The sequence below is a fragment of the Fodinicurvata sediminis DSM 21159 genome (assembly GCF_000420625.1).
Lineage (GTDB): Bacteria > Pseudomonadota > Alphaproteobacteria > Kiloniellales > DSM-21159 > Fodinicurvata > Fodinicurvata sediminis.
The window spans coordinates 1-17437 of sequence record NZ_ATVH01000014.1 but is presented as its reverse complement, the minus strand read 5'-3'; the positions used below and the strand labels follow the sequence as shown (position 1 = coordinate 17437).

16 protein-coding genes are annotated in these 17437 nt (G+C 59.9%); 8 read left to right on the top strand and 8 right to left on the bottom strand.

Annotation, left to right across the window (positions count from 1 at the left end):
• Positions 1-3: 3 nt before the first annotated feature.
• Together G502_RS19270 and G502_RS0107885 are read left to right on the top strand one after the other, a co-directional pair.
• A complete protein-coding gene (locus G502_RS19270; RefSeq protein ID WP_022728120.1) occupies positions 4-843 on the top strand; it encodes an alpha/beta fold hydrolase in 840 nt (279 codons plus the stop codon).
• 93 nt (positions 844-936) lie between these two features.
• The gene (locus G502_RS0107885) at positions 937-1554 is read left to right on the top strand and encodes a hypothetical protein (protein WP_022728119.1); all 618 of its coding nucleotides are present in this window, start codon (positions 937-939) and stop codon (positions 1552-1554) included.
• A 63-nt stretch (positions 1555-1617) separates the two neighbouring features.
• On the opposite strand, the gene G502_RS19265 is transcribed toward G502_RS0107885, so the two are convergent.
• Positions 1618-3216 (bottom strand): hypothetical protein, encoded by a 1599-nt coding sequence (locus G502_RS19265; RefSeq protein ID WP_051152111.1) that lies wholly within the window; start codon positions 3214-3216, stop codon positions 1618-1620.
• Between the two features lie 310 nt (positions 3217-3526).
• Here G502_RS19265 and G502_RS0107875 point away from each other — a divergent pair, with 310 nt between their 5' ends.
• From G502_RS0107875 to G502_RS0107860, 3 genes are all read left to right on the top strand, one after another.
• Positions 3527-3916, top strand: a complete 390-nt coding sequence (locus tag G502_RS0107875; protein WP_022728118.1) for a response regulator — start codon at positions 3527-3529, stop codon at positions 3914-3916.
• A 21-nt stretch (positions 3917-3937) separates the two neighbouring features.
• Positions 3938-5464 carry a hypothetical protein gene (locus G502_RS0107870; protein ID WP_022728117.1) on the top strand — a complete coding sequence of 509 codons (1527 nt, stop codon included), beginning with the start codon at positions 3938-3940 and terminating at the stop codon, positions 5462-5464.
• Positions 5465-5917: 453 nt separating this feature from the next.
• A complete protein-coding gene (locus G502_RS0107860; RefSeq protein WP_211217818.1) occupies positions 5918-6856 on the top strand; it encodes a TRAP transporter substrate-binding protein in 939 nt (312 codons plus the stop codon).
• Between the two features lie 5 nt (positions 6857-6861).
• Here the strand turns inward: G502_RS0107860 and G502_RS0107855 are convergent, their stop codons facing one another.
• Positions 6862-8091 (bottom strand): winged helix-turn-helix domain-containing protein, encoded by a 1230-nt coding sequence (locus G502_RS0107855; protein ID WP_026989216.1) that lies wholly within the window; start codon positions 8089-8091, stop codon positions 6862-6864.
• Positions 8092-8215: 124 nt separating this feature from the next.
• On the opposite strand from G502_RS0107855, the gene G502_RS0107845 reads away from it, so the two are divergent.
• Together G502_RS0107845 and G502_RS0107840 are read left to right on the top strand one after the other, a co-directional pair.
• A complete protein-coding gene (locus G502_RS0107845) occupies positions 8216-8716 on the top strand; it encodes a DUF6647 family protein (protein WP_211217817.1) in 501 nt (166 codons plus the stop codon).
• A gap of 427 nt (positions 8717-9143) precedes the next feature.
• On the top strand, positions 9144-10127 hold the full coding sequence (locus G502_RS0107840) for a GlxA family transcriptional regulator (protein ID WP_022728110.1): 984 nt from the start codon (positions 9144-9146) through the stop codon (positions 10125-10127).
• A 16-nt stretch (positions 10128-10143) separates the two neighbouring features.
• On the opposite strand, the gene G502_RS19260 is transcribed toward G502_RS0107840, so the two are convergent.
• From G502_RS19260 to G502_RS0107810, 6 genes are all read right to left on the bottom strand, one after another.
• Positions 10144-12183 carry an ASKHA domain-containing protein gene (locus tag G502_RS19260; protein WP_022728109.1) on the bottom strand — a complete coding sequence of 680 codons (2040 nt, stop codon included), beginning with the start codon at positions 12181-12183 and terminating at the stop codon, positions 10144-10146.
• Between the two features lie 22 nt (positions 12184-12205).
• Positions 12206-13126 carry a methyltetrahydrofolate cobalamin methyltransferase gene (locus tag G502_RS0107830; RefSeq protein ID WP_022728108.1) on the bottom strand — a complete coding sequence of 307 codons (921 nt, stop codon included), beginning with the start codon at positions 13124-13126 and terminating at the stop codon, positions 12206-12208.
• 133 nt (positions 13127-13259) lie between these two features.
• Entirely contained in the window at positions 13260-14234 is a 975-nt protein-coding gene (locus tag G502_RS0107825; protein WP_211217816.1) for a methylenetetrahydrofolate reductase, read from the bottom strand.
• A complete protein-coding gene (locus tag G502_RS19255; RefSeq protein WP_022728106.1) occupies positions 14231-14569 on the bottom strand; it encodes a virulence factor in 339 nt (112 codons plus the stop codon). The genes G502_RS0107825 and G502_RS19255 overlap by 4 nt, the downstream gene beginning before the upstream one ends.
• Positions 14557-15180, bottom strand: a complete 624-nt coding sequence (locus tag G502_RS19250) for a DUF1638 domain-containing protein (protein WP_022728105.1) — start codon at positions 15178-15180, stop codon at positions 14557-14559. Before G502_RS19250 ends, G502_RS19255 begins: the two co-directional genes overlap by 13 nt.
• Before the next feature lie 30 nt (positions 15181-15210).
• On the bottom strand, positions 15211-15924 hold the full coding sequence (locus G502_RS0107810; protein WP_022728104.1) for a corrinoid protein: 714 nt from the start codon (positions 15922-15924) through the stop codon (positions 15211-15213).
• Between the two features lie 260 nt (positions 15925-16184).
• Between G502_RS0107810 and ahcY the strand changes: the two genes are divergently transcribed.
• Positions 16185-17437 (top strand): adenosylhomocysteinase (ahcY, locus tag G502_RS0107805; RefSeq protein ID WP_022728103.1); only part of this gene is annotated, 1253 nt, incomplete at its 3' end.

Here is a 17437-nt window from a genome sequence, read left to right as displayed (position 1 = left end):
GTCATGAACAGCCATCCGCGCCAACTGTCCCGGCGCTTTGCATCCTCACTTGGCGAGGTGGCCTGGGACAGCGAAGGTGATGGGCCCGACCTGCTGCTGGTCCATGGCACGCCGACTTCTTCGGTGATCTGGCGGCCGGTCATAGACCGTCTGAAGACGCGCTTCCGACTGACCTGGCTTGATCTTCCGGGCTATGGAGCTTCACAGAAGTTCTCCGGGCAGGAAGTGCGTCTGCGCGCGTTCGCGCGTGTGGTTAGAGAGTTCTGTCGGGAAGTCGGCCTGACGCGCCCACACCTTGTGGGCCATGATTTTGGGGCCGCGGCCGTTTTGGGCGCGCACCTCGTGGAAGGGCAGGAGGTGGCCAGTCTGGTGGTTGCCGATGGCGTCGTCCTGAACCCCTGGGGCACGGAGTTTTCGTTGCATGTCAGCCGGCACGAATCGGTCTTCGCTGCGGTGCCTGAATATGTGCATCTGGCCCAGTTGCGTGCCCACCTGGCGACGGCGGTAACGCGGCCCCTGGGCAGGGAAACCGAGGCCGGACTGCTGGCGCCCTGGAGTGGCGAGGAGGGGCAGGCGGCCTATTACCGGCAGGTGGCCCAGTACGATCATGCCTACACGCAGCAACTGGAAGAGCTCTACCCCACGCTCGACATCCCGCTACTGATACTCTGGGGTGAAGAGGACTGCTGGGTGAATATCGGCGTGGGCGAGTGCTTGCAGCGGCTCGTTCCCGGAGCCGATCTAAGGCGCTTGCCTGATGCCGGGCACTTCTCGATGCTGGATACGCCGGGCCTGTTCACGCGCGAACTGGAAAGCTGGCTGGAGGCCCAGCAGGAAAGCTGAAGGCCAGGCTTTCATCCCGTCCAGAACCTCTGGTCTTCAAATCCTTGCTTGCCGCCCCATATCCGGAAAGGATTGTGGGAGGCAATCAGTATCATGGAGAAACATTTCCAGGATTTCCTGAACGCCATGGACGGCGTGACCTACCTTGTCGACGGAGCGGGGACGATCCTGGCCGTGGGACAGCCGCAGTGGCGAAACTTTCTCCAAAGAACGGGATTTACCTTCTCGCGAACCGAAGACGTCATAGGCGCCAATATCTTTGAGCTCGTAACGGGAGAGGAGGTCAAGGAAAGTTACAGGCGCATGCACAGGCAGGTCTATGAAGGCCATAAGCCCCTCATATCCTTTCAGTATCGCTGTGACGGGCCCGAGGTGAAGCGGCAAATGCGCCTGTCGCTTTCCTGGGTTCCCCTGGGCGATGGGGAAGGTGGTGTTCTCTATCAGTCGCAGATTCTCTCCGAAGTCGAACGCCCGCCCATCGGCTTGCTGGATCCCGAGCTGATTCTGGGGCCTTTGGCCGAAGAGCGGAATTACCCCATTGTGACCATGTGTTCTTATTGCCAACAGGTTGCCTGGCCGATCGGTGAAACCGACAATGAACGCCGGGAATGGCTCAGCCCGGAAGACTATTATGCGCGCGGCGGGCATTCCGATGTTCGCATCAGTCACGGTATCTGCCCCGGCTGTGTCGCGCACCTCGAGGCGGCCTGAAGGAAAGCAGGCCCCGTTCCGGGGATGGGGAGGGGCCTGCGTCTCCGTATCGCTTTTCCGCTGTTATTCGCTGAGCGGGGCCGCGTGCATGAAGCCCCAGCTGAAGTCGGTCTGCAGGACCTGCAGTTCCGGAGGCTGTGCCGAAGTATGGTACCAGGCCGGATTGGGCACGCCGCTGTTGCTCTGCTGATAGCCGGTGATGTTCAGGCGGTTCTCGAAAACCCCGAGGGGCATCTGCGGCGGCTTGCTGTCCGCCACGCCATCTGTGCCCGCGCGGGCATGGCAGGAGATGCAGGAGGCCGAATTCATGAAGCCGCCTTCGGTTACCGAGTTGCCCAGGTAGGTCTCGCGCCCCATGGAGTCCGTGAAATCCACCTGTGCGCCCTTCAGGCGATAGGAGCGCCAGGCACGGTCGGTGATCTGTGGCTCGTTACCTCCTGGCTCGGTTGCGATGTCCAGGTCCAGGAAGACTTTCTCGAGTTCCGGATTGATAGGACCGCTATCATAGGGCTTGCCGTGATCGAAGACCTGCTGCGGCGTGGCCAGGTCGTCACTGGTCTGATGCGGGGCCGTATAGTTGTCTGCAGCGCCTTCGGGCAGGTCATCGCCCGAGGCATAGCCGTAGGAATCGTTGCAACCGGTGTAATCACAGCGGCCCAGATTATCGACGTGCTCGAAAGTGGCCCAGACCCAATTCGGCGTGTCCTTGGAGCTGACGTGCATGGCGACTAGCCAGTAGGTGCCGGGTTCGATCTTCTGCCCGAAGCGGTCCTCGTCCTTCTTGTCGATGGTCATGGTTACGAAGGGATGGTCACCATCCTTCTCCAGACCGAGTTCGAGCGCCTGTTCCTCCAGCAGCCAGTTGCTCTTCAGCATGACGGACTGCACGGGAAGTTCGATCTTCGCCAGTTTGCCTTCGCCCACGCGATAGGGTGCGTTCTGGATGATGTTGTCGGCGTTGGTCTGGAAGGCTTCGGCCAGGCCCTGTTTGTTGTAGAGATTGTTCTCGAAGATGTAGTCGAACATTGGCTTGTTGCGCTGGACGATCTCGGCCATTTCCTGGCGCGCGACGCGTCCCGGATCGATGTCCGCGCGTGTCGGGTGACTGCTGTGACCGATGGCCTGTGTCATGTTGGTCGAATGGGCCTTTGAGAGAGCGCGTCCCGTGCGGGTCAGGCTTTCGCCTTCCTCCAGGTGATCGCCCGGATAGTAGGGGCAGTGTGCAGCCGGATTGTTGCTGTCATAGCCGGGGTTCTCGGCGCCCGGTGCGCAGCAGTCGGCTGCTGTCTCACCGGCTTCGCACAGGCCATAGGGCTTGCTGGGCCAGACCTGGTCGTCGCTGGCCCAGTTGCGCCAGAAGCGGTCCTGGACCACCTCCGTGAAAAGCTTCCAGGCAGTCATGTCCGGACAGGTCATAGCCGGATTGCTGACGTCAGGTGACACCATGAGTGTTCCCTCGATGACGGACATGGAGCACTGCGGCGCATCCTTGGCCTCGCTCATGAAATACATGGCATAGTCGATCCCGTCCGGTTTGGTCTCGGTCTGGCTGTCCTCACTTGCCGTCTGGTTTTCGTCATCGGCCGCAGCCGGCACAGCGGCAAGCGTGGCCCAAACACCGAATGACAAAGCGCAGGTTATCATCTTCCATTTGTGGTTCATTCCATGCCCCCCGTTTGATTAATGTTCACTGTTGATTGGAGAATGTCGCAAGCACCCCTGTCGTAACTTGTTGGATGAGATTAGCGAATATCCTTGGCGGTGCGAAAGGGGATAGCCGAAAATAATACATATTTGAATAAAACTAAGATGAACGTTTGTGAATCTTAGTTTCACTAAATTTATACAGAAATCACTCTCATTTTACTGTGTTTTTGTTTTCCATTTGTTAATCCCTGTAAGGCAGGATGGTTAACATTCATTTTATCTGCTGAATTGCCTGTGCAATTTTTAAAAGAATAGGATCACTCATATGCGGACTGTCCTGCTGATAGATGATGAGAAGACTATCCTGGAGGCGATGGGATACTCTCTTTCCAAGGCAGGCTACACGGTCTTTTCCGCCGCCAACGGTAAAGAAGGCCTCGCGTTCCTGGACAGCCAGCCTGTAGATGCAGTTGTCACGGATATCATCATGCCGGAAAAGGAAGGTCTTGAAACCATCATCGAGATACGGCGCAAGTGGCCAGACCTTCCCATTGTTGCCATTTCGGGAGGGGGGCGCACCCGGCAGCTCCATTTTCTGGAGATGAGCCGGGATTTCGGTGCGAACGAGATTATGCAGAAGCCCTTCAAGCCCTCTCAGTTGATTGAGTCACTGAACCGTTTGCTCGATGCAGGGCATGATTCGCTGCCCGCCTGAGCAGATTCAAGGAGCACCCTCATGATCCTGTCCTGGATGAGCCGCCTGCTGGGTGAAGAGGAGCAGCCCAAGAAGGTTGTGGTGCGCGAGCGACGCAACAAGGCTGTCCAGAAGGAAAGCATGGATCTCTTCCGTGACCAGTTGCTGGGCATGCTTCATGAGCACAGCTGGGTTCCAGCCGGTCAGATCAACATGCTGAACCTGGAACGTCTCAAGCAACATTTCGGTGCGCGTTGGGATGAGATGGAGGACTCCATTCGTGAAGCGGTGACTCAGCGTATCCGCAGCCACATGGACAAGCAGGACATCTTTGCGGAAGTGGACGAACTGGAATTTGTCGTCGTCTTTGCGCACCTGGACGAACAGGAATCCAAGATCAAGTTGGCGACCATTGCCTCTGAAATCTATCAGTACTTCCTGGGCGAGCCTGCTTTGCAGGATGTGAACATCAGTACGGGTCTGAAGCGCGTGGACGGCAAGATCAAGTTCAAGGCGGTGGACGCGGAGGGCTTGATGAACGAGTTGAGGCAGGCCAAGACGCTGGCACCTGTAGCAACCGCGCCGCGCCCCGAGGTAGCAGAATCGACTGGGGCAAGTCATGAGGACAAGCCCGCCACGATCCGTCCCATGAGTGAAGACCAGCAGCCAGAGGAACACAGTTTGCCCCCGGTCGAATCCGAAGCGGCCGGAGCACGCCCCAAGGTCGTCTACAAGGGACGGGAGCGGGCAATCAGCTATAGCCTTCGGGCCGTGTGGAACGTTCACAAGTGCGTCATTGCCGCCAATCACCTGAACACCCTATGGCAGGCCGAGGATGGCCAATGGCAACGCATTCCTGATGACCTGGGTCCGGACTCCGAGGATGCCCTCTGCCGTATCGATTGCCTGGCTGCGCGACAGGCCGGGGAAGCGCATGCGCAAGCGCAGGAAAAGAACTTCCCGATGTTGCTTGTCCTGCCGATCCATATTCAGAGCCTGGGCAAGCGGCGCAACCGCGACGCATTGGGCCGTTTGCTGAAAACCCACGTGGCGCCCTATGCGCGCCTGACCCTGATCGAACTCTGTGGGGTCACACCCGAGATGCCAGTCCTTCGGATCGGTGAAGTGCAGGATTACCTGCGCTCCACGGCAAAAGGCTTTCTGCTGCGCACAACTTTCAAGACGGACCTGCTCTCGCGTCTGAAAGGTATGGGGTTTCTGGCCGTTGGGCAGGATCTCGATGTCCTTCTGCAAGGCAAGTCCATGGAAGACGCCAGCCTGCTGCAGGTGATGGATGAGTTCGCGCGCAAGGCGGACCAGAACAAGCAGGGCGCCTACCTGTTCGGCGTGCACAAGACCAGTCAGCTCCTGGCTGCGACCGCCGCAGGTTATGATTTTCTGGACCTGGATCGCCTGGATCCACTGGAAAGCATGACGTCGAAACTTCGGCGTTATGACTGGGAATATCTCTATCGGCCAGATGCGGGAAACGCCCAGGCAGCCACCGGGCTGGAGGCCGATGCACCTTCGGAACGGAAGACCCCGTCAGAGCCTTCGACAAACCACTAATCCTATATCTTGCTGCCGACGGCCATGCTGTTCCGATCCCCTTTCTTGAAGGCCGTCCACTGAAGGGTTCCAAAACCGCCTTTGGTTTGGGGATTGAGGCGCTGTTCCAAGCTTATTTCTGCACAATCAATAACTTCAGGCTGCTCGCATCTCGCTTGACGGCCTGCTGCTGAGAGCTCTCAACGGTCTTTCAATTTGATGTATGCCATTTGGCGCACGAACGTGAACAGATACACCGAAAGTGAGATACTTCGGGATACTCCGGCCGCTTGGACTTGCGGGTTGGCGATTTGCTGGGCCATAAAGGTGGGGAAGCGTCGACTGGCCGCATCACAAGGGTTTGGAGCAATGCCAACCTCATACCAGGTGTTTGGTGTTCTTGGCGGATTGGCATTCGCCATCCTTTTTGCGACCGCTTCAGCTGCCGGGCAGGGGGAAGTCCTGCGTTGGCGAATGAACAGCCTTCTTTATCCCAAGCTATTTGGTGAATCCGGAGAACGGTTCGCCGAGACGGTGCGGCGGCTATCGGGTGGCAGTTTTGTCATCGAAGTTCACGACCGGCTTGTGCTTGACCAGGATACATTCGGGGCTTTGGACTCGGGCTTGATCGATGCGGTATGGGGGTCTGCGGGCCATCACCATCGCGAAGATCCGGCATTGACCATCTTTTCAGGCTTTCCCTTTGGCCCGGACCCGGCCGGATTTACCGCCTGGATGCAAATGGGTGGTGGTGCCGAGGCTCTGGAGGCGATCTATGCCCGCCACGGGCTGAAGAGCCTTTATTGCAGTATCCTGCCCTCGGAAGGTGGCGGTTGGTTTCTGGAGCCGATCGAGAGTTCCGCAGATCTGGAAGGACTGCCTATGCGCAGTTTCGGCTACGGCGCCAGGGTGCTGCAGAAGCTGGGTGTTGTCCCTTATGAACTTCCGGCCGAGGAGATTCGTCCAGCACTGGAGACAGGATTGATCCGTGCCGCTGAGTTCTCCCTGCCGTCCATAGACGCGGATCTTGGGATAGCGGAAGTTGCGCAGCACCTCTATTTCCCTGGCTGGCAGCAGCCGGTTACCTCGCTTGAAGTTCTCATGCCTGAGAAGACCTGGACCGAGCTTTCTGATGACCATAAGGCCGTATTGAAGTCAGCTTGCGGCGATACATTGTCGTGGAGTGCTGCCGAGGCCGCAGTGCAGCAGGTTGAGGCACTTGCCGGTTTTCGTGCCAAGGGCGTTGAACTGCATGCCTGGCCGGACGAAGTCCTTCACAAACTCCAGGAGGCTTGGGATGAAGTTATTGCGGAAGAAGTCGCTCGCGATCCCCTGCTTACCAAGGCCTGGAACGACTATCTTCGCTTTCGTGAAGGATACAGGGACTGGCAGGTGCGGGCATACGTTCAGTAACCTGCTCAGCCGGGCACACCAGCAATTCTGAGTCCTTCAAGGAAAAATTCGAGGTCCTCGTCGTTGGCAAGCCCATCGAACGACTCTGCAACGCCTGCAACGGACTGCTTAGGACGGTGTCGCTGTGCTGTGCTGACCACACGGGCCGCTTCTTCGGTTCGGCCAGCATGCGCAAGGCTGGCGGCAAAGAGCCAGCCCGGCCACCATCTCGCCTGCGTGAAGGTCCCCGCGCCATAGAGCGGTCCGAACTGTTCGACGGCTCGGACCGGCTTGCCCGCAAGTAGATAGCTGAGGCCTGCGACCTGCCGATACCAATCGGGAGGGGTTGGCTCTCGGCGAATAGCTTCCTCAATTATCTGCACTGCCTCGTGTGAGCGGCCCGTCAAGGCCAGGGCCTGGGCCAATACAGCAAGATTATTGGGATCTTCCGCATCAATGGTTACTGCCGCCCGCGCGTTCGCCAAGGCATCAATGCGGGAGCGAATCTCCGGGAAGGGTGAAAGTAACCTCATCTCTGCGAGCAGCCGGTGCGAACGGGCGCTTCCGCCGATTGAGACGGCGCGTTCCACCAGTTCAAGTGCTCGCTCCATTTCGCGCCGGCCACCTCCCCAGGCAACGTGCTGAACCTCCAGCCAATAGGTGAGCCCGAGACTCGCGAGTGCATCTGCATGTTCGGGATTTTCTGAGATGACTGATTCGAGCAACCGTCTGGCCTGCTCATTGTTCTCACGCTGCTGCCAGTCCCGTGATTCCAGCAGCGCGTCTACCTGCTGCATGACAGGATCCGCCGCGAAAGACTCCACTTCCGATCTGTTGTGTGGCTGAACCCACAAAACAGTGATTACTACGAAGAAGACCGTGACAAGTCCGCCTGCCGTGACAATCCATTGCTTGGAATGTGCACGCCCAGGCTCCTGCGCACGTACAGGCTGGTCAACAAGCATATACCCTCGTCTAGGCACCGTACGTAGAAGCTTTGCGCCTTCGGGTTCAAGCGCTCTGCGAATATCGCTTACACATTGGGCGAGGGAGTCGTCGGATACGAAAACATCAGGCCAGGTTTCACGAATGAGTTCATCCTTGCTCACGAGCTGGCCGCATCGCTCGCTGAGCAACTCAAGTACGCGGAAAGACTTTGGCCGCAGGAAGCGCTCTGCACCTGTCTCGTCCTGGAGGCAACCATGTGCACGGTTCAGGACGAAACTGCCAAAGCGAATGTTGCGAGGGTCGTCCATACTGAACTCCGAGAGCGGTAAGCCCAAATTATAGCACAATTTCAGCTTTCCTTCAGGGTGTTTTCAATACTTCCCCGCGGCCTCTGTCCGACACTTGGTGATGTCGATCAGAGGAGCAGTCGCCATGCGCGCCGTAATGAAATCCATCGTCTTCGCCCTGTTTGTTGCATCCATAGGCCAGGTAAGTGCTAACGAGCCTCAAGCTCCTCCTTCATTGCTTGATACCATTACGCTATGGCTTGCAGCGAACTTCGAACTCCCATCATCGCCTGAGCCCCCAGCCCTCGTGACCGTGCCAGCCTCAGTACTGGTTGAGATCCGCTATGGTTCGGCAGGATCCGTTTCTCCAGGCGATGTCATGGCCCTTTACGATGACACCAGCCGCACAATCTATCTCACCGAAGGTTGGACCGGCAGCACCCCGGCCCAGCTATCGATACTGGTGCATGAAATGGTCCATCACCTGCAGTCGTCTTCCGACATGCGCTTTGCCTGTCCCGGAGAACGTGAGTTACTTGCCTACCGTGCCCAAGGTGCCTGGCTCGAACTGTTCGGCTTGAATCTCGAGACCGCTTTCGGCATCGATCCCGCAACGCTGCTCGTCGCCACGGTCTGCACGCATTAGAAGAAGCTTTGGACACGCTTGTCGAACTTTGGTGCTGGCGGTAACACTCGGTGCGTAAGCCTTCTTGAATTGCTTCAGGCGCCAAACAGCCGTCTGAATGGGCACCATGCATTTTGAAGTGATTTAAAAGGATTTGTGGCCAGTTGCTGGATAGGTCGACAATGCGACTCCGGTGTAAAAAGTCCCTCTAGTGCCTTCGAAAATTGATGGACTCTCCAGCATGGCAACCTTAGGCATGCTCCTTCGTCCCTTATCTCGAAGAGGTGCCGGGCCGGTTGTCGTTTTTTTCTTCTGATAACGGGCGAAAAAAGCGCCATTGAGTATGATTCTGTTACACAAAGGCGCGTGCAACACGGCTGTAATCTGGCATAGTACGCCCCAACCGCGTGCGGTTGTTCAACGATAGGCTGAATGATCAGAGGGTGTCATGCTGGGCAGCGTGCCGAGAGAGTTTCCGCAGGCCATCGGCTTCATACTCTTGCCGAACTTCTCCATGATCGCCTTTGCCTCGGCTGTCGAGGCGTTGCGCCAGGCCAATCGCCAGAGCGGTCGCGAGCTTTACAGCTGGCCCATCTTCTCGCTTGATGGGCAGCCGGTGGAAGCGTCCAATGGTCTTTCCATCACACCAGAGGGCAACCTTGAGGATGCTTCCAAGGTTCTGACCTTTGCCCTTTGCTCGGGCCTTGAGGTGAAGAAGGTGGCTGACAAGCGCCTGCTGTCCTGGTTGCGGCGTATGGATCGGCAGGGCGCGGATATTGGAGCTATCTGCACAGCCAGTTACATCCTGGCGAAGGCGGGACTTCTGGATGGCTACAGCTGCACCATCCACTGGGAGAACCTGGCCGGTTTCGTCGAGGACTTCCCCGAACTGGATGTCACCAACGAGCTGTTCGAGATCGATCGCCATCGCTTTACCTGTGCCGGCGGAACGGCGGGGCTGGACATGATGCTGAATGTCATCAGCCTGCAGCACGGGCATGAGCTTGCCGCGGCTGTGGCCGAACAGTTCCTGCACGAACGTATCCGCGATCAGAACGATCACCAACGCATGAGCCTGCCGGCGCGACTGGGGGTGCGGCATCCGAAGCTGCTCAGTGTCATTTCGACCATGGAGCGCAATCTCGAAGAGCCGCTGTCGCGGGCCCAGCTGGCACGCGAAGCCGGCCTGTCGACACGACAGCTTGAGCGCCTGTTCCGCAAGTACCTGAGCCGTTCGCCCGCGCGCTATTACCTAGAGCTTCGTCTCAACCGGGCGCGTCTGCTGCTGTTGCAGACCAACCTGTCGGTCATCGACGTGGCGCTGGCCTGCGGCTTTGTCTCGGCCTCGCACTTCTCGAAGTGCTACCGCGATTTCTTTGGCCGTACGCCGCGCAAGGAGCGCGGCCTGCCCCCCGGTCCCGACGGGCTGTAGTCTCAGCTCCAGGTCATCAGGAGGCGCGCCGCCGGCGTCGCCTTGGCGGCTCGCCGTCGGAGGAAGGCAGGGGGGCCAAGGTTTGTGGGGCCGGCAGGTCCACGACCTGTGAGAGGCAGGGGTAGCCCAGGGACTTGTGCGGAATGGCCATGGCCTCAACGAAATGCGCCTGGAACGAAGGTTCCACCGCGGTTTCAACCTTCTCCACCTGTTTGACCACGCGTTCGATTTCGTCGCGTGCCTTCTGGTTCAACAGAGCGATGCGTGCACCGGTCCCCGCAGCATTTCCTGCCGAACTGACCTTGTCCAGGTCGCAGTCTGGGATCATGCCCAGGATCATGGCGTACTTCACGTCAATGTGACTGCCGAAAGCACCGGCCAGTTGGATGCGGTCGACCCGTTCCACACCCAGACGCTCCATCAGCAGGCGAATGCCGGCAAAGAGGGCCGCCTTGGCCAGCTGTATGGCACGAATATCGTTCTGGGTGATGACGATGCGCGGTTCCTCGGGATTGGCAGGTTCGTGAAGCAGGTAACTGAAGGTACGTCCCTCCATGAACACGCGTGTGCTGACGGCGGCCTTGCGGCCGTTCACCGTGCCGTCGGGCAGGATGATCCCTGCCAGGTACATCTCGGCCAGGGCTTCGATGATTCCGGAACCGCAGATGCCTGTGACCCCGATCTTGCGCACCTCTTCCGTGAAACCGGGTTCGTTGGACCAGTGGTCGCAGCCAATCACCTTGAAGCGCGGGGCCAGCGTTTCGGGGTCGATACGTACACGCTCGATGGCGCCGGGCGCTGCGCGCTGGCCGCCTGATATCTGGGCTCCCTCGAAGGCCGGACCGGTCGGCGAAGAGCAGGCCAGCAGGCGCTGTCGGTTCCCCAGTACGATCTCAGCGTTGGTGCCAACATCGACCACCAGGGTTGTCTCGTCTCGCAGGTGTGGCTGTTCGGACAGGATGACCCCCGCCGTGTCCGCGCCGACGTGGCCTGCAATGCAGGGCAGCACATAGACCCGGGCATCGGGTGCCAGGTCGATGCCAAGCTGTTCGGCCCACAGCGTGATGCCCGAGTTGAAGGTTAGCGCGAAAGGGGCGCCGCCCAGCTCGGTCGGGTCGATACCTAGCAGCAGGTGGTGCATGATGGGATTGCCGACGAAGGTGGCGTTGAGGACGTCCTGCGGCGTCAGGCCGACTTCGCTGCAGATCTCCTGGACCAGGCGGTTGATACCCTCGCGCACTGCCTGGGTCATTTCCCCGTCGCCACCCGGGTTCATCATGATGTAGGAAACCCGGCTCATGAGGTCCTCGCCGAAGCGGATCTGCGGGTTCATTATGCCATTCGAGGCCAGAACCTCTCCTGTCGCCAAGTCGCAGAGATGCGCGGCGATAGTGGTGGAGCCGATATCGATGGCCAGACCGTAGGCCTTGTCGCGGAAGCCCGGCCAGATGGTGGTGAGCACCTGGCCGCGATGGACCGCCGCCGTCACCTTCCAGTCGCTGGCGCGCAGGGCCTGCTGCAAGCCTTGCAGGACGCGCAGGTCGGCTGTCAGGTCACTCAGGCCCCATTGGGTTTCCAACGCTTTAAGCAGGCGTTCCAGGTCGCCCGTGGGATTGTGCATGTCGGGTTGCTGGACCTCGACATAGTGCAGCCGTATGGCGGGGTCGAGCTCGATATTGCGCACTTCCGCACGCTTTCGAACGACCTGCTTGTGGACCTGGCTTTCCGCCGGGACATCGATGACCGCATCGGCCATCAGTCGTGCCTGGCAGGACAGGCGCCGACCTTGTTTCATGCCCTTCTTGGCCTGGTAACGGGTCTCGACGGCGCTCCAGTCGGAAACGTGATCCTTGCGGCTTTCGAGCGCGTGCTTGGCGAATTCCCCTTCGCCGATGGTGACCTGGCAGCGTCCACAGAGACCGCGCCCGCCGCAAACCGAGTCGATATCCACGCCCAGGTTACGGGCGCACTTCAGAAGGGGCGTGCCGACAGGGAACCGCCCGCGTTTTCCCGAGGGGGTGAAGACGACCAGGGCATCATCGCGGTTTCCGGGCATGACTATACTGCGTGCGACCGGTTCAGCCGGTCGCCGCCCTCCTGCGTCTGCGTTCACTGCGCGCCTCACGGGCCGAAGCCTCGGCTGAACCTTCTGCTGCCGGTTCGCGGAACTTCTGAATCCAGGCACGGCAATCCCGGTCGGTGCCCAGCAGGACATCTGCGGCCATCACGCCGGCCATTTCTTCGCTGTGCAGGGGGTTCATGATGGCTGAAGTCATGCCGGAGCAAGCCGCCATGGACAGGAAGGCGGCATTGAGCGCGTGCCGGTTGGGCAGGCCGAAGGAGATGTTGGAAGCGCCGCAGGTCGTGTTCACGCCCAATTCCTCTCGCAGGCGCCGGATAATGCTGAAAGCCTGCTGGCCGGCTGTGCGCATGGCGCCGATGGGCATGACGAGCGGATCCACCACCACGTCCTCACGCGGGATACCGTAATCCATGGCATGTTCGACGATTTTCTTCGCCACAGCGAAGCGCACGTCCGGATCCTCGGAGATCCCGGTCTCGTCGTTGGAGATGGCCACTACGGCGGCATCATGCTTCTTCACCAGGGGCAGGACCGCCTCAAGGCGTTCCTCTTCGCCGGTAACGGAATTTACCAGGGCCTTGCCCTGATAGGCCGACAGCCCGGCCTCCAGAGCGGCGACGATGGAGGAGTCTATGCTGAGCGGTACGCCCACGAGGGATTGGACCAGCCTGATCGTGTCGGCGAGGATGGCTGGCTCGTCGGCGAGCGGTATGCCGGCATTCACGTCCAGCATGCGTGCACCGGCCTGGACCTGGGCCAGGGCATCCCGCTCGACGGTGCTGTAATCGCCGGCCGCCATCTCTGCGGCCAGCTTCTTGCGTCCTGTGGGATTGATGCGCTCACCGATGATGCAGAAGGGCTGGTCGAAGCCGATCACAACTTCCCGGCTATGAGAGGAAACGACAGTGCGGGACATGCGCAAAACTCCTGAGTGCTGGCCGCTGTTCAGTCCCATTAGGGGATTCGGGGGTGGAGTCGGGCTCGTGTCCACGCGACGTTCAATGGCGCCTTTGCGCCTGTGGCGCCGCCGTGGCTGAAGGCGTTTCAGTCTATTCGACGCTGCGATTGACCGTGAAGCCGCTGTGGTCCGATTTCAGCTCGAAGTCGCCATCGACCACGGCATGACTCCAGGCCGCCGTTTTGCGCAGCCCGCCCAGGGGATACATATGAGCGCTGTGTATGCCGCAGTTCGGGTCCGTGGCCTTGTAGTGCGCCAGATCCAGCACGAGTTTGTCGGGCGCGTTGACGGACATGAGCTTGGCCACGTTGCGTGCCTGCTTGACGAGGAAGCCCATGGAGGCGCCGATTCCACAGTTCCGGGCGTGATTCAGCAGTGTCTTGAGGGTGGCCAGACCCGGAACGCCGATGCGAATCGGCAGTTGGTTCCCTTCCGCCTGGATGCGGCGGTCCCAGGCGATAATGGGCTCGGCCTGAAAGACGAACTGCGTGATTATATAGAGTTCGGCATCGGTGCGCTCGGCAAAGGCGTTCTTCCATTTCAGCGCCGCCATGATGTCCTCCTCGCGGATGTCCGGGCTGCCCTCGGGGTGGCCGGCCACGCCAATTCGGCGAATGCCGTGACGGTCCAGCAAGCCGCTTTCAAGAAGTTGCATGGAGTTGTCGAAGGGCCCCAGCGGTGTCGGAACGGAGCCGCCCAGCACAACAACTTCATCAATGCCCACCTCATCCTGTAGGCGCGCCAGGTAGTCCTGGAAGGCATCCTGGCTGGGGATCGAGCGTGCGGCCAGATGGGGCAGGGGGGTAAAGCCCTCCCGCTTCAGGCGGGCCGCTGTTTTGATGGTATCGCCAAACTCAGATCCCGGAAGGAAGGTGACCGCTACGGAGGTTCCGGGCCGCAGCATTTCACGATAATCCGCGGTCTTGGCCGAAGCCCCTGGTGTGGTTTCCACAGTGAAACCCTGCATGAAGTCACGTATGGCGCTTTTCAGGCTGTTTTCGCCATCTTGCATCAGGAAGTCCTGCATTACGGAGTCTTGAGTCGTAGGCATTTCAAGTAAGCTCATGGCCCGTATCCTTCAGCCACCGGATCTGCGCGGTGCGCGACCGCCAGTCCACCATTGTCGATCAGCGCCTGCAGGTGCTGTGTATCGTAGTCTCTTTCCAGTTGTGCCGCCGCTGACTGGACGGCTGCTTCCAGGTTGTCTTCACAGGCTTGCGGTTCGCCGCGATGCCAGTGGGCCAGATAGCTGTCGGTGTCGCGCAGGCCGGCCTTCATGGCGGCGCGGTCGATGGCCTTTTCGAAGCGTTCTGACAGTACGACTTTGGCATTCTGCCGCCCCGCCCTGGCCACGACCTGGGCCGGAATGTCCCGCCAGTAGAGAATGGTCAGGCTGGCCATGATATCGGTGCCTTCTGTTGGGCTGCCTTTCCCAGGAAAGCGGCCAGGCCACCCAATCCGCAGTAGCGGTACTCATAGGTCAGCTCCAGACTGTCTGCAGCGGCCTTGGCCTGTCTTTGCAGTTCCGGATCGTGGGTCTGGGCCAAATAGATCAGGCGATTGTAGTTGCCGAAGCAAAGCTGCAGCAGATCGGGGTGGCGGTCGAGGCCCAGGCCCCGCACCACCAGGCGGTCGAAATGGCGCACCAGGTAATTGGTCAGGTAGAAGGTGGCCGGGTCGGCTTCCTGCAGTTCGGCAAAAGTCTCGAGGCCGGCGTAGAAGGCATAGCAATGATCGCCGGCAATGCGCTCCACACCTTCCTCGGCCAGCATGGCATCCAGCAGCCCACCCGTGCCGCAGTCTCCATAGGCGACGAGAATTTCCTCGAAGCCTTCCTGGCGAGCCTTGCGGATTTTCGTGCGCAAGGCTTCGGGGATGCGCTGGGGTGTGTTGTGCCAGATCGCCGGCAGGCAGCGAACTTGCAGATGGGACCATCCGTTCAGGGCGATCGCATCCACGATTTCGCGTGCGAGCGCACCACAGGCCAGGACCAGGGTCTTCCGTTCAGACATGGCAACCTCCCGCGCATGGGGTGTAGCGGTTCAGGCCATTGCCGAGGCAGTGGCCAGGCTGTTGTGGCGGCGTTGCATGAAGTCCTTGGCCGTATCCACGGTAACTGCCGCATCGCGGCAATAGGCATCGGCGCCGATCGCTTCCGCAAAGGCCTCGTTCAAGGGGGCGCCACCAACGAGGACGATGTAGTCGTCACGCAGCCCCTGTTCCTTCATGCCCTCGATTACGACCTTCATGTAGGGCATGGTGGTGGTCAGCAAGGCGGACATGCCCAGAATGTCGGGTTTGTGCTCCTCGAGCGCCTCCAGGTAGTTCTCGATCGGGTTGTTGATGCCAAGGTCGATCACCTCGAAACCCGCGCCTTCCATCATCATGGAGACCAGATTCTTGCCGATGTCGTGGATGTCGCCCTTGACGGTGCCGATCACCATCTTGCCGATCTTCGGGGCCCCGGTTTCGGCCAGCAGCGGGCGCAGGATGGTCATGCCGCCCTTCATGGAGTTGGCGGCCATCAGGACTTCGGGCACAAAAAGGATGCCGTCGCGGAAGTCGATGCCGACGATACGCATGCCTTCGACCAGGGCCTCGGTCAGAATCCGGTAGGGTGACCACCCGCGCTCCAGCAGGATATTCACGCCTTCGGCGACCTCTTCCTTCAGACCGTCATAAAGGTCATCATGCATCTGCTGCACGAGTTCCTCGTCGTTGAGCGAACGCAGATCCAGATCATCCGTATCAGCCATGTCACCACACCCTTGTTTCTGTGGCCCGGTGTTTCGCCCGGTCACCTGTTGCCAAACGAACACAGCGACCTTTGGCTAGCTGTGCTGTTTTGTCACTGCATGGTCTCTTGATTGGCCTTTCCCCAGCTTCGGTCGCCGCGACTCGTCGTGGCTGAAACGCGACAGTCCTGGTGTTCCGCGTCATGCAGGGGGCTTGTCGGGTGTGAAGCCTGTCACTAAATCGCCTTGATCACTTCCATGAAACAGGAACGGAAAGAACGATGAGCGACGGGGCCGACTACAAGGTAAAGGACATCAGCCTGGCGGACTGGGGTCGTCTTGAGCTTGAGATAGCGGAGACGGAGATGCCGGGCCTGATGGCGACGCGCGAGGAGTATGCGGCATCGCAGCCGCTGAAGGGCGCGCGGATTGCCGGTTGTCTTCACATGACGATCCAGACGGGTGTTCTGATCGAGACCCTGACGGCGCTGGGCGCCGAGGTGCGCTGGTCGTCGTGCAACATCTTCTCGACGCAGGACCAGGCGGCGGCGGCGATTGCGGCCTCTGGCGTTCCGGTCTTTGCCTGGAAGGGCATGAGCGAGGAGGAATACGAGTGGTGCATCAAGCAGACCATCGAGGGCCCGAACGGCTGGCGCCCGAACATGGTTCTGGACGACGGCGGCGACCTGACCGAGATGCTGCACCGGCCTGAGTATGTTGAGATCATGGACGATGTGAAGGGCATCTCGGAGGAGACCACCACGGGTGTCTTGCGTCTCTACGAGATGGCCAAGGCGGGCACGCTGAAGTGCCCGGCGATCAACGTGAACGACTCGGTGACCAAGTCGAAGTTTGACAACAAGTACGGCTGCCGCGAGAGCCTTGTGGACGGCATTCGCCGCGCCACCGACGTGATGATGGCGGGCAAGACCGCTGTCGTGGCCGGCTTCGGCGACGTGGGCAAGGGCTCGGCGGAGTCCCTGCGTCATGCCGGGGCGCGCGTGATGGTCACCGAGATCGATCCGATCTGCGCCCTGCAGGCGGCGATGGAAGGCTTCGAGGTGGTGACCATGGAAGAGGCTGCCCCCAAGGCGGACGTCTTCGTCACCGCCACGGGCAACGCCGATGTCATCACGGTGGACCACATGCGGGCCATGAAGGACCGTGCGATTGTCTGCAACATCGGGCACTTCGACAACGAGATCCAGGTCGAGGGGCTGAAGAACCTGAAGTGGCAGTCGATCAAGCCGCAGGTGGACCAGATCGAGTTCCCGGACGGGCACAAGATCATCCTGTTGGCCGAGGGCCGTCTGGTGAACCTGGGCTGCGGCACGGGCCATCCCAGCTTCGTGATGAGCGCATCCTTCACCAACCAGGTGCTGGCCCAGATGGAGCTGTGGAAGAACCACGAGAACTACGAGCGTCAGGTCTATGTGCTGCCCAAGCACCTGGACGAGAAGGTCGCCAAGCTGCATCTCGACAAGATCGGCGCCCACCTCTCCGAGCTCTCCAAGGAACAGGCCGAATACATCGG